Raw genomic sequence first — 11,899 nt, 5'->3', positions numbered from 1 at the left:
GACGCGGGGACCCATACCGCGTGGATCTATCTTGAGCGGAAGGTGCCAGTACCGGAGCTGGCACGACTAACAGTCTTCGCTAAACTCCTCCCTGTGGTTATCGCGACGAGCGCGAAGCGCTCGCGCTGGGGTCCCTGCGTTCGCAGGGACGACACTAGGGAGTTAGTTGGGCCATGGACCGCGAATTCCTGATCGACCTGTTCGCCGATTTCGGCCCCGTCACCATCCGAAAAATGTTCTCCGGCTACGGCATCTCCGCCGACGGCATCAACTTCGCGCTGTCACTGCGTGCCGGCCTGTTCTTGCGCGCAGACGAGGTGACGATCCCGGACTTTGAAGCCGAAGGCTCAAAACCATTTCAATATTCGACCCGCGCCAAGACCGTGGTGGTCAACTCCTATTGGGAGCTGCCGGCGCGCCTGTTCGACGATTCCGCCGAGCTCGCGCAATGGGCGAGGGCGGCACTCGCCGCCGCCCAGCGCGCCAAGGTGAAGACGCGGCCGAAGAAGGTTGCGTCGAAGAAGTCCGTTGCCAGAAGCGGTTGGCGAAGAAGCCAGTCAAGAAGACGGTCCGTAGGGTGGGCAAAGCGAAGCGTGCCCACCGTTCGAAATAATCATGCGCAGATCGTGGGCGCGGCGCTGTGCGCGCCTTTGCCCACCCCTACGAGAGCTCAGTCTGCGGCCTTGGTCAGGCCGACCCTCATGTCCTTCGCCGTAAACATGCAGATGCCGTCGGCGAGCACGCGGCCGTCGGCTATCCCGAGCACCAGCTTGCCGCGCCTGACCATCCTCATGGCGACCTCGTAACGCACGCATCGCGTCTCCGGCGTGACGGCGCCCGTGCACTCGACTTCGCCGACGCCGATGGCGCGGCCCTTGCCCGGTGAGCCTGACCAGCCGAGCCAATAGCCTACCATCTGCCACATGGCGTCCAGTGCGAGCGTCGGTGGCATCATCGCGTCACCGCAATAATGGGCATCGAAGAACCAGTGGTCCGGCACGATATCCAGCTCGCCGACGATATGGCCCTTGCCGAATTCGCCGCCGTCCAGGCTGATTTCCGTGATGCGGTCCATCATCAGCATCGGCGGCGCGGGCAATTGCGCATTGCCGGGCCCGAAATAGCCGCCGTCGCTCGATCTCAGCAGCTCATCCCTGGTGTAGGACGATTGCGGCGTGTGAAAATCATGGGGATTGGGCACGACGACAAGTCCTTTGCGGGCTCGGGTGCAGACGGCCAATGTTGTCGTGTCAGATTTTGTTCGCCACGGAATAATGTCAAGCGGCGATGCTGTAGGGTGGGCAAAGCGAAGCGTGCCCACGGTTCGAAATAATCATGCCGAGATCGTGGGGACGGCGCTCAGGCGCCTTTGCCCACCCTACGGCAGCTCTTTGAAAATTTACGCCACCCGGCTGTGGGTTTCGACCGCGTATTCCGGATCGGCTTCACAGATCACGCGGTTGCGGCCGTTGCGCTTGGCGGCGTAGAGGCAGGCATCCGCACGCTCGATCAGCGCGTCGGTGTCGTCGCCCGGCTTGAGCATGGAGACGCCGACGGAGATGGTGACGCGGCCGAGGATCTCGCCGGTGGACTTCTTCTTCAATTCCTTCGCCATCACAGCGCGGCGGATATGGTCGGCCACCGTGAGGGCCTGACGCAGAGCGGTGTTGGGCAGCACGACCGCGAATTCCTCGCCGCCATAGCGCGCGGTGATGTCCTGGCCCTTGATGGTCTGCTTCAGCGACAGGCCGACGAGCCGCAGCACCTGGTCGCCGGTGAGATGGCCGTAGGAATCGTTGAACGACTTGAAATGATCGATGTCGAACAGCAGCAGTGACAGCGGCTCGCCCGAGGCGAGGGCGCTCTGCACCGCCATGTCGATCATGCGGTCGAAATATTTGCGGTTGCCAAGGCCCGTGAGCGGATCGGTCAGGCTCTCGGCGCGGATCGCCTCCAGGCTCTGCTGGAGATTGCTGATCTCGTTCTTCGACAGCGTCAGCCGGTCTTCCAGCGTCTTGTTGGTCTCGCGCATCTCGCTGGTCGAACGCAGCAGCGTCTCGACGATCGCCTTGATCTGCTCGCGGTTCTTGGCCGACGCCAGTTTCTCGGTGGCTCCCGACAGGCTGGCATCGTAGGAGCCGGTCATGCCGAGTGCATCGCTCAAGACCTTCATCACGTCGTCGATCTCGCCGATGACGCGCGCGCCGACCTTGTCGATGCGGTCGGTGGTCTTGATGTGGGAGAGATAGGTCTCGTAGATCTGCTCGAGATCGGCTTCAGTCAGCTTGCCGCTGCGCGCCAGCGTCTCGTTGACGATCTTGTTGAGAGGCGCGTTGTAGCCGGTGGCGTAGACGTACCAAATCTCATAGTTGCGGGGAATTGCCGTCTGCCGCAGCGATCGGATCTGCCCGAGCGCTACCTCGGCGAACGCCATTGTGCGTTCGTGTTCGTCGAGAACCTTGACCACGGAACATACCCCACAGCGGTCGGTGCGCCGTCGACCGCAGCAATGCTTAAATTATGTTCGTAGGCTAACGGACGATCGTGAACACCCCGTAAATATACGTTCACGAATGCATCTAAAAAATTGTGGGGCGGCTTTGCTCAACCGAAACCTGGGGCGCCTCGCGCCTCAGGCCCCGGCGGGGGAGGAGCGAACCGGCCGCAGCAGAAACGCGGGCAGATGCGAGTGATCGCCCGGCTCGCTGTCGGCCTCGCGCTGGCGGCGGGGCTCGGGACGGCCGATCGACGGCACATGCGAATTATTGGACTGCTGTCGCGCGTCGTGACGCGGCTCGGCCCTGCGCTTGTCGTCGGAACGATGCCTTGCTTCAGCGGGCTGTCTTGCCTCCGAAGAACTCTTTGCTTCGGAAGCATGTCGCGTTTCGCCACGGGCCTCGCGCGGCTCGTGGCTGCGCTCCCGATCACGGCCGCGCTGCGGCTTGCCGCGTCCGCCACGTGAACGTTCGCGGCCACGCGACTCGCGCGGACGCTCGGCCCCATCGGAGGCTTCGGCGTGGATTTCAAAGTCGCCTTCGGCGCGCGGAATGCTCTGGCCGATCAGCTTCTCGATGGCCACCATCGACTTCTGGTCGAGCGGCGTCACGATCGAGATCGCGGTGCCGGTGCGACCAGCGCGGCCGGTGCGGCCGACGCGATGGACGTAGTCATCGGGATGGTGGGGGACGTCGAAATTGAAGACGTGGCTGACCTCGGGAATGTCGAGGCCGCGAGCGGCGACGTCCGAGGCGACGAGGAGGGGGAGCTCACCTTTGCGGAACTGTTCGAGCGCCGCCATGCGGGCCGGCTGGTCCATGTCGCCGTGCAGTGCGCCGACGCTGAAACCATGCTTCTGGAGCGATTTGTGAACGATGGCGACTTCGCGCTTGCGATTGCAGAAGATGATCGCGTTCTTGAGGTCCTTGGCCTCGCGCAGCAGGCGGCGAAGCAGCTCGCGCTTCTCATGCGCTTCGCGCCCCGCGGGCACCTGCGACTGCGTGACGGTCACAGCAGTGGTGGCAGGCTTGGACACTTCGACCTTCTGCGGATTGTGCAGGAAGGCTTCGGTGATGCGCCGGATTTCCGGCGGCATGGTCGCGGTGAAGAACAGGGTCTGTCGCGTGAACGGGACGAGCTTGCAGACGCGTTCGATGTCGGGGATGAAGCCCATGTCCAGCATGCGATCGGCTTCGTCGATGACGAGCAGCTCGACCCCGGTGAGGAGCAAGCCGCCGCGCTCGGTATGGTCGAGCAGGCGGCCGGGGGTGGCGATCAGCACGTCGACGCCGCGCGTCAGCTTGGCATCCTGGTCACCGAAGGAAACGCCGCCGATCAGTAGCGCGACGTTGAGTTTCTGGCCGGCGCCGTAGCGGTCGAAGTTTTCCTTGACCTGGGCCGCGAGCTCGCGGGTCGGCTCGAGGATCAGCGTGCGCGGCATCCGCGCCCGGGCCCGGCCCTTTTCGAGGATGGTGAGCATCGGCAGCACGAAGGCCGCGGTCTTGCCAGTGCCGGTCTGGGCGATGCCGAGCACGTCCTTGCGTGCGAGGACGTGGGGGATCGCCTGTTCCTGAATGGGGGTGGGGGTGGTGTAACCGGTGGCCGCCACTGCGGCGAGGACTTTTTCGGACAGTCCGAGATCTGAAAAGGACATTGAGCCTCTGGTCGAAACCGCCGTTCGGAATCGAGGGTAATAAGGCTGTCGCGTTCCACCCCGAAACGGCGCGCTCTCAAAGAAGCTGGGGGTGCTGACTCACGCGAACAAAGCGCCAGGCTCAGGAATCGGTCTTCGATCTGAGCCGCGTCGCCCCGGAACATAGGCGGGAATCGGCCAAAGTCAATGGAGCGGGCGCGGGAAGGTCCTAAAAAACCTGAGGTTTTTACCAAATAGCGGGTGCAACTGGGGTTTTTCCGCCCAGCCCCGCGCTCCGGCCGGAGCCGCCAAAACGACGGCTAACCCCTATCCGAGCCCTGCGCCCGGAAGTCACCCGGGGCCATGCCATAGGCGGCATTGAAGACCCGGTAGTAGGTCGCCAGGCTCTCGAAGCCGCAAGAGGTCGCGATGTCGGCGATCAGCCGCTCCGGTGCCTCGCGCATCAGGCGGCGGCTCTGTTTCAGGCGTTCGTCCGTCACGGTCTGCGAGAAGCTCTTCGCCGCGGTCTCGAACAGGATGTGCAGGTGGCGCACCGACACGCCGAGCTCGTCGGCCACCATCGTCGGCGCCAGATCCGGGTTTTGCAGTTGGCCCGCGATCAGGCGTCGGGCCCGCGAGAGGCGGGCGGTTCGCAGCGCGGCCTGTCCGCGCCGGCTGCCGGGCCTGACGATGCCGCGCTCGATCAGCGCCAGATGGGCCAGAGCCTGGACGAGGGAGGTCGCATCGCTGGCGCCCTGATCCGTAGAGGCGTCGCCGAGCTCGGCAAAGCAGGCCCCGAGCAGGGGCGCCAGGGTGGGATCGCTGAACGTCCGGGGCGCAAGCTCGCGCATGCGTTTGTCCTGCGCCGGGATGCCGCTGACCGGAATCTTCAGGATCCGCAAATGGAAGCCCCCGGCGCCCAGCGGCGCCGTGCGGTAGGGCAGGTCGGTATGGCTGGTGGCGAAACTGCCCGGGGCGATCGCGAAGTCGTTTCCGCGCATGCCGCCGAACCAGCCGCCGCTGCCGAGCTGCTGGTAGACGCAGATGCTGTCGCCGGGTGCGTAGGCGATGTCGGAGCTGCTGCGCTCGACCGTATATTGCGAGGCCTTCAGCTCGACGAGGCCGGCGCCGCCAAGCTGGCGCAGCGAGAATTCGCCGAAAAAGTCCGCGCGCCGTTCGCGCTCGAGTTCGGCGGTGACGCCGAACAATCCCTTGGAGCGCACCTCGCGCCAATAATCGAAGCGATCCTGCGGCTCGACTTCGTCGGTACACCAGCGATACACGGCAGCCCCCTCGCTTCGAGTGCGTTTGCCTGATGCCAAAGAAAAAGCAGATTCCAGCGCAATCTGCCATAGGCAGATCGTGGAACCGGGGCCCGGGCCCTTGAACCCTCGTTACGTCTGGGCCGACTATCACACAGCGGCAGGGGGTCCAATGAACTGCTGTTCGAGGGAAGCGGCGTGGCGCCGTTCTGCAACGGGAATTTTGCGATGACGCGTCGGCTTTTCAGAATTCTGGCGGCCCTTGGCCTGGCGGCGAGCCTGAGCGGCTTCGTAGCTCCCGCCTATGCCGAGAAGCGTGTCGCGCTCGTCATTGGTAATAACGACTACAGGAACGTGCCGAAGCTGCTCAAGGCGGTCAACGACGCCCGCACCATGGGCGATACGCTGAAGCAGCTCGGCTTCTCGGTGATGGTCGCAGAGAACCAGAGCCGGCAGCAATTCTCCGAGACCCTGCTCGCCTTCGACAAGGCGATCGAGCCGGGTGATACCGCGTTCTTCTTCTACGCCGGCCACGGCTTCGAGATCGCGGGCCAGAACTACCTGCTGCCGACGGACGTGCCGGCAGCGACCGAAGGGCAGGAAGAGCTGGTGCGTGACGCCTCGATCCTGGCCGACCGAATCGTCGAGCGCCTCCAGAACAAGAAGGCGCGGACCTCGATCCTGGTGTTCGATGCCTGCCGCAACAACCCGTTCGAGCGCAAGGGTACCCGCGCGGTGGCCGGTGGCGGCGGGCTTGCTCCGATGGTGCAGCTGCCTGAAGGCGTATTCTCGGTGTTTTCGGCCGGTCCCCGCCAGACCGCGCTCGACCGCCTCTCCAACGACGACGCCAATCCCAATTCGGTGTTCACGCGCACCTTCGCCAAGGAGCTGCTGCAGCCCGGCGAGAACCTCGTGCAGGTGGCGCAGCGCACCCGCCGTGCCGTCAGCGAGATGGCCGATACCGTCAAGCACAGGCAGGTGCCGGTCTATTTCGACCAGATGGTCGACGACGTCTTCCTCAGCGGCATGGCGAAGGACGCCGTCGCGCGGCCAGCTGATCCGCCGCCGCAGAAGCTCGCGGCGCTGCCGCCGGTGTCAGTGCCGCAACTGCCGAAGGAGGAGACCCTCAACGCGCCGATCGCGAGCTTCTCGCGGCACAATGGCGGCTGGAGCGTGGTGTTCTCGTTCGCCGACCCGACGCTCGGCATTTCCTGGCGCATGGCCGGCAAGGGCGATTTCCGCGAGACCGGCTTCATCGACACGCTTGATCCGCGCACGCGCAAGCGGATGCCTAACCCGTCGATCGAATTGCCGCCGGACGCTGCGGCCGGCACCATCGAGGTCCGCTATGTCGATCAATCCGGCGACATGCAGGGGCCGTTCCCATCCGGTTCGATCCCGAGGCCGCGCTGATCCGCGACCAGCGCAAGATCCTCGACATGACGTCGACGAGCTGGCTGTCGTTCCGCGAGTTCAACGGGCTGCTGGTCTACTACACGCACCTGGTGTCCTATCGCTGCGCCATCCGCGAGGTGCGCATCGGCATCGACACTGCCGTGCCCAACCAGGTGCTGAAGATGCCTGCTTGCGACATGCGCGACCCCAATGCGATCACCGCCGGCATGCCGCTCTACATGAAGCTTGCCCCCGCCACGCAGTCCGTCTCGGTGGAGCTGACCTATCGCGACGGCAGCGTCTCGGAGATCAAGAGCTTTCGGAGCGCGAACCGGCAGTAGTGATTGACGGCGTTCGCTGGCCAGAGCGCAGCCGTCAAAGCAGGGTGGTGACCCGAGGGAGCGGATTTCTCGCAGCGAGGCTCGGATCCGGCAACAATACAGAAAATCTTACGCAATAGCCTTTATCAATGCGTGAGCTCACCGAACCGAGCAAACCTCTGTTGCTAACCCCGTAATTTGAGCCGAAGACTGGATCAGGCTGGAGGCTAGGCCGGGGGAACGGCTGATGCCAAAAACGATCCAGGAACAACTGGAAGAGGTGGAGCGTGATATCAAGCTTTATAAGGAATTCGATGAGGCCGAGATAGCTCGCTTCGAACGCGAGTCCTTCCTTTGGACCGCCGAAGATCGCATCGAGTGGCAGGAGACGCAGCGTTCGAATAAGCAATATCTCCGCGAACTTCACGACAAACGCCGTGCCTTGCTCAAGGAGATTGGGCGGTGACTTGGTACGTCTAGGCCCCCAAAGGGGACCAATACACGGCGGGATTGTGGGCGTTCCCCAAGGACGGCGGACCCGTGTTCACCCAGGCGACGGAACAACTCCTTGGTCACATGGATTGTCCACCAAACCAGGGAGACGATTCATGATCCGCAAGTCCATCCTCGTAGCTTTCGCATGCGCTGCGCTTTCGACGACCGCTTTTGCTCAGGGTGGCGGCGGTGCTGGCGGAGGCGGCGGTGGTGCTGCTGGCGGTGGCAGTGCCGCGGCCGGTACAGGGACCGGCGGCGCGGGATCTGCAGCCAGCTCAGGTGCCGGAATGGGCACCTCATCCAGCAGCGCCAATTCGGGGCCGTCGGCTCCTTCGGGAATGGGGGTTCATGGCACCACCACCGGGGCCAACGTCAACACCAACACCGGCCTGAACAATCCGAACGTTCAGTCCCCGACTGCAAACGGCACATCGCCAGCGGCCGCGCAAGCTGGACGGAACGCAGGTGTCGGTCATGCACCGAACGGGTTGCCGATCGGCAGTCCCGGCACCGGGACCAGCAATGAGGATCAGAAATAGTTTGGCTTCCGTCCATGAAAGGGCCCGCACAGTGCGGGCCTTTGTAGTTGGCCCGGGGCGCCCGGCAGACCCGACGCGAACGGCCGACGCAGGCGGTTTTCGCCGCAGGCAACGCTATGCTCGCGGCTCGCTCTCTTCCGCATCGCGGCTTCGGCGCGTGCGCAGGTAGACGAGCGCGATGTTGATGGCCAGCCAGGCTGCCAACCTGTAAGCAACCATGCCACGTTGAACGTTCCCTCTGATGCCCTTTAGGGTCTTATCTGCTGATAACAGCAGGGGGTGCCGCTTATTCCCGGATCGCAAGGATTGGTGCGATCTGAGCGGCCGGCGTTGGAGATCGCACAGCCAAATTCAAGCGCATTCGACCGGAATCGGCGTTACATTGCCCGCCATATCTTGATCGAGACTCGCATCGCGGATCGTGGCTGCAATGACATCCGACCAACAACCGAACCGGACGAAAAAAGTCCGTTGCTGCATCGTCGGCGGCGGGCCGGCTGGCATGATGCTCGGCTATCTCCTGGGGCGGGCCGGCATCGAGGTCGCGGTGCTGGAGAAGCATGCGGATTTCTTCCGCGATTTCCGCGGCGACACCGTGCATCCCTCGACGCTTCAAGTGATGGACGAGCTCGGTCTGATCGACGGCTTCCTGAAGCTGCCGCACCAGCGCCTGCAGAAGATGGACGGCCTGTTTGGCGGCACACCGGTGCGCATCGCCGATCTCAGCCGGCTCCACATCAAATACCCCTTTATCGCCTTCATGCCGCAATGGGATTTTTTGAATTTCCTGCGCGAGGCCGGCCGGCGCTTTGCCTCGCTCGAGGTGATGATGAGCACGGAGGCGGTCGATCTGATCCGCCGCGGCGAGACGATCGCCGGCGTGCGGGCGAAAACGCCCGACGGCATCATCGACATCGAAGCCGATCTCACCATCGCCTGCGACGGCCGGCATTCGACGGTGCGCGAGCGCGCCGGCCTCGTCGTCGAGGAAATCGGCGCGCCGATGGACGTGCTGTGGTTCCGCGCCGGCCGCAAGGCCGACGAGACGGAAAGCGTGTTCGCGCGCGTCGAGCCCGGCAAGATGATGATCACCTTCGACCGCGGCGACTATTGGCAATGCGCCTATGTCATCGCCAAGGGACAGCACGAGGCGGTGAAGGCGAGGGGACTGCAGGCGCTGCTCGACGACGTCGTGCGCATGGCGCCGATCCTTCGCTCCGGCATCGCCGACGTGAAGAGCTTTGACGACGTCAAGCTGCTGACCGTCGCGATCAACCGCATGGCGCGCTGGACGCGGCCGGGCCTGCTTTGCATCGGCGATGCCGCGCATGCGATGTCTCCGGTCGGCGGAGTCGGTGTCAATCTCGCCGTGCAGGATGCAGTCGCGACCGCCAATCTGCTGGCAGACAAGATGCAGCACGGCTGCCCGTCCGAGAGCGATCTCGATGCCGTGCGCCGTCGCCGCGAGTTCCCGGTGAAGATGACGCAGCGCATGCAGGTGATCGTGCAGAACAAGATCATCAGCGGCGCCTTGCAGGGGAGCGATCGGCCGCTCAAAGTGCCGCTGATCGTGCGCCTCATCACCGCGCTGCCATGGCTGCAGGGCATTCCCGCGCGTCTGCTCGCGCTCGGCGTGCGGCCCGAGCACGTGCATTCGAAAGCCGCGCCGGCATCGTAGCGCAGGAGTTCGGCAGGGATAATTTCGCGTTAAATCGCGCATGTGGCGTTGCTGGCGTGCAACAGCGCCAACGGATTCACGGACCTGCGCGTGCCCATCCGACACGTTAACTCTGTTGATTCGAATTTTAGTAACACCCGTCTGTGACCGTGCGTCCATCAAAGGACACGGGGTTGTACCATGCGTAACAAATTGATTGCCGCCTTCGCCTGCACGACCGCTCTGGTTTCGACGGGCGTGGCCTCTGCCGCCGATCTCGGCGCGCGCTACGCGAAGGCGCCCGCTTATGTCGAGCCGCTGTTCAACTGGACCGGCTTCTATGTCGGCGGCCACATCGGCGGCGCATGGACCAACCAGCAGTTCATCAACAACGGGATCGGTGCGCCGTTCGGCGATCTCGTCCCGGGCGAGGGCTATCGTCAGCGCAGCGCGGGCATCATGGGCGGCGCCCAGATCGGCTACAACTGGCAGGCCAACAACTACGTGTTCGGCATGGAAGGCACGATCTCCGGCCTCGACAACAAGGGCTCGTTCACGAACACCGCGTTCGGTGCGGGCGACGACGTGTTCTCCTGGCGCACCAACGTGCTCGCGACCGTGGTCGGCCGCGCCGGCTTCGCCGTGCAGAACAACCTCTTCTACGTCAAGGGCGGCTATGCCGGCGCGAACAACCGTCTGTCGGTCAGCGACACCGTCGGCGTGTCGGGCTCGGGCGGACAGACCCACTGGGCCAACGGCTGGACCGTCGGCGCCGGCTGGGAATACGGCGTCACCCGCAACTGGATCGTCGGCCTCGAATACAATTACGCGGCCTTCGGCAGCCAGACCTATCAGCTCGGCGGCACCTCGGGGAATTACACCTTCGACGCCAAGCCGCGCGACATCCAATGGGCCGTCGTGCGCGCGAGCTACAAGTTCGACGCACCTGTCATTGCCCGTTACTGAGCACGTCGACGACGCAACGCGACCAACGATCAAAAAAAGCACTGCCTCAATTCAAAAGCCCCGGATTTGTCCGGGGCTTCTTTTTTGCCTTGTTGGATGGCCGAAAGGTTCGGCCTCAGGCCATCACCGAGAAGCCGCCATCGACGGGGATCGCGGTGCCCGTGACGAAGTTCGATGCGGGCGAGGCCAGGAACACGGCGATGCCGGCGAAATCGTCGATGTCGCCCCAGCGCCCCGCTGGCGTGCGCGCCAGCACCCGCTCGTGCAATCCCGACACCTGTTGCCGCGCGCCGCGGGTGAGGTCGGTATCGATCCAGCCCGGCAGGATCGCATTGACCTGGATGTTGTCGGGCGCCCAGGCATTGGCGCAGGCACGCGTGTACTGCACGATGCCGCCCTTGCTTGCCGCGTAGGCGGTGGCGAAGCTCGCACCGAAGATCGACATCATCGAGCCGATGTTGATCACCTTGCCGTTGCCTGATGCTTTCAAAGCCGGATAAGCGAGCTTCGAGCACAGGAAGGCGCTGGTGAGGTTGGTGTCGATCACCTTGTTCCACTCGTCGAGCTCGAGCTCGTGCGGCGGCTTGCGGATGCTCATGCCGGCATTGTTGACGAGGATGTCGATGCGCCCGAGATCCTTCACCACGCGCGCGATCATGGCTTCGATCGCGGCCCTGTCGGTGACATCGGTCGCAACCGCGATCGCCTTGACGCCGCGCTGCCTGAGATCTTCGACCGCTGCTTTGGACTTGGCTTCGTTGCGGCCGACCACGGCGATGTCGGCGCCGGCATCGGCAAGGCCGCGCGCCATGCCGAGCCCGATGCCGCCATTGCCTCCTGTTACGACCGCGACCTTACCGCGGAGCTCGAACCGGCTGGATGTCATGCTTGTATTCCCTGGTTTCTTTTATTGATTGCTCTGCCAGATCAGCACCAGCCCGAAGCCGGCCATGGCGACGCCATAGCCGGCCCAATGCAGCTGGTTGACCATGAAGCTCGATCGCGGCCACGGAACCGTACCCGTGCCCTGTCCAATCCAGAGCAGCCCGACGGCGAGGGCAAACAGGCCTGCTACAAGCAGAAATCTGCGCATGCATTCCTCCCCGTCGGTCCGCTTCCGTCGCGTTGCGACGATG

At 64.0% G+C, this 11,899-nt stretch carries 10 protein-coding genes and 2 pseudogenes; 6 read left to right on the top strand and 6 right to left on the bottom strand.

The window, feature by feature from the left end:
- Positions 1–173 precede the first annotated feature (173 nt).
- Positions 174–613 (top strand): annotated as a pseudogene (locus tag GGD61_RS14240) (TfoX/Sxy family protein).
- A 57-nt stretch (positions 614–670) separates the two neighbouring features.
- Here GGD61_RS14240 and fabA read toward each other — a convergent pair.
- From fabA to GGD61_RS14220, 4 genes are all read right to left on the bottom strand, one after another.
- Positions 671–1,201: a bifunctional 3-hydroxydecanoyl-ACP dehydratase/trans-2-decenoyl-ACP isomerase gene (gene fabA, locus GGD61_RS14235; protein WP_092258567.1), complete on the bottom strand. Its 531-nt coding sequence runs from the start codon at positions 1,199–1,201 to the stop codon at positions 671–673.
- A gap of 198 nt (positions 1,202–1,399) precedes the next feature.
- Positions 1,400–2,467: a GGDEF domain-containing protein gene (locus GGD61_RS14230; protein WP_092258564.1), complete on the bottom strand. Its 1,068-nt coding sequence runs from the start codon at positions 2,465–2,467 to the stop codon at positions 1,400–1,402.
- 165 nt (positions 2,468–2,632) lie between these two features.
- Complete coding sequence (locus tag GGD61_RS14225) at positions 2,633–4,150, bottom strand: DEAD/DEAH box helicase (protein ID WP_092258561.1); 1,518 nt, start codon at positions 4,148–4,150, stop codon at positions 2,633–2,635.
- A 299-nt stretch (positions 4,151–4,449) separates the two neighbouring features.
- The gene (locus tag GGD61_RS14220; RefSeq protein WP_092258558.1) at positions 4,450–5,412 is read right to left on the bottom strand and encodes a helix-turn-helix domain-containing protein; all 963 of its coding nucleotides are present in this window, start codon (positions 5,410–5,412) and stop codon (positions 4,450–4,452) included.
- Between the two features lie 207 nt (positions 5,413–5,619).
- On the opposite strand from GGD61_RS14220, the pseudogene GGD61_RS14215 reads away from it, so the two are divergent.
- The 5 genes and pseudogenes from GGD61_RS14215 to GGD61_RS14195 all read left to right on the top strand — a co-directional run bounded on the left by GGD61_RS14215 (position 5,620) and on the right by GGD61_RS14195 (position 10,763).
- Positions 5,620–7,127, top strand: a pseudogene (locus GGD61_RS14215) (caspase domain-containing protein).
- Positions 7,128–7,353: 226 nt separating this feature from the next.
- Positions 7,354–7,572, top strand: coding sequence for a hypothetical protein (locus GGD61_RS14210; RefSeq protein WP_092258552.1), 219 nt, complete (start codon positions 7,354–7,356; stop codon positions 7,570–7,572).
- A 142-nt stretch (positions 7,573–7,714) separates the two neighbouring features.
- Positions 7,715–8,140: a hypothetical protein gene (locus tag GGD61_RS14205; protein WP_177237197.1), complete on the top strand. Its 426-nt coding sequence runs from the start codon at positions 7,715–7,717 to the stop codon at positions 8,138–8,140.
- A 430-nt stretch (positions 8,141–8,570) separates the two neighbouring features.
- Positions 8,571–9,818, top strand: coding sequence for an FAD-dependent oxidoreductase (locus GGD61_RS14200; RefSeq protein ID WP_183230808.1), 1,248 nt, complete (start codon positions 8,571–8,573; stop codon positions 9,816–9,818).
- 180 nt (positions 9,819–9,998) lie between these two features.
- A complete protein-coding gene (locus tag GGD61_RS14195) occupies positions 9,999–10,763 on the top strand; it encodes an outer membrane protein (RefSeq protein WP_018323046.1) in 765 nt (254 codons plus the stop codon).
- Positions 10,764–10,878: 115 nt separating this feature from the next.
- Here the strand turns inward: GGD61_RS14195 and GGD61_RS14190 are convergent, their stop codons facing one another.
- Positions 10,879–11,649 (bottom strand): SDR family NAD(P)-dependent oxidoreductase, encoded by a 771-nt coding sequence (locus GGD61_RS14190; RefSeq protein ID WP_018323047.1) that lies wholly within the window; start codon positions 11,647–11,649, stop codon positions 10,879–10,881.
- 21 nt (positions 11,650–11,670) lie between these two features.
- Positions 11,671–11,856 (bottom strand): hypothetical protein, encoded by a 186-nt coding sequence (locus GGD61_RS14185; RefSeq protein ID WP_092258672.1) that lies wholly within the window; start codon positions 11,854–11,856, stop codon positions 11,671–11,673.
- Positions 11,857–11,899 lie beyond the last annotated feature (43 nt).

This window comes from Bradyrhizobium sp. SBR1B, from assembly GCF_014198205.1.
In the GTDB taxonomy this organism is placed as follows: Bacteria; Pseudomonadota; Alphaproteobacteria; order Rhizobiales; family Xanthobacteraceae; genus Bradyrhizobium.
The sequence above is the reverse complement of the archived record's forward strand: the minus strand, read 5'-3'. Positions and strand labels throughout refer to the sequence as shown.

Excerpts from the sequence above, each read along its gene's own strand:
- GGD61_RS14210 (WP_092258552.1), top strand. The coding sequence starts at position 7,354 with ATGCCAAAAACGATCCAGGAACAACTGGAAGAGGTGGAGCGTGATATC.
- GGD61_RS14195 (WP_018323046.1), top strand. The coding sequence starts at position 9,999 with ATGCGTAACAAATTGATTGCCGCCTTCGCCTGCACGACCGCTCTGGTT.
- GGD61_RS14200 (WP_183230808.1), top strand. The coding sequence starts at position 8,571 with ATGACATCCGACCAACAACCGAACCGGACGAAAAAAGTCCGTTGCTGC.
- GGD61_RS14205 (WP_177237197.1), top strand. The coding sequence starts at position 7,715 with ATGATCCGCAAGTCCATCCTCGTAGCTTTCGCATGCGCTGCGCTTTCG.
- GGD61_RS14190 (WP_018323047.1), bottom strand. The coding sequence starts at position 11,649 with ATGACATCCAGCCGGTTCGAGCTCCGCGGTAAGGTCGCGGTCGTAACA.
- GGD61_RS14185 (WP_092258672.1), bottom strand. The coding sequence starts at position 11,856 with ATGCGCAGATTTCTGCTTGTAGCAGGCCTGTTTGCCCTCGCCGTCGGG.
- GGD61_RS14225 (WP_092258561.1), bottom strand. The coding sequence starts at position 4,150 with ATGTCCTTTTCAGATCTCGGACTGTCCGAAAAAGTCCTCGCCGCAGTG.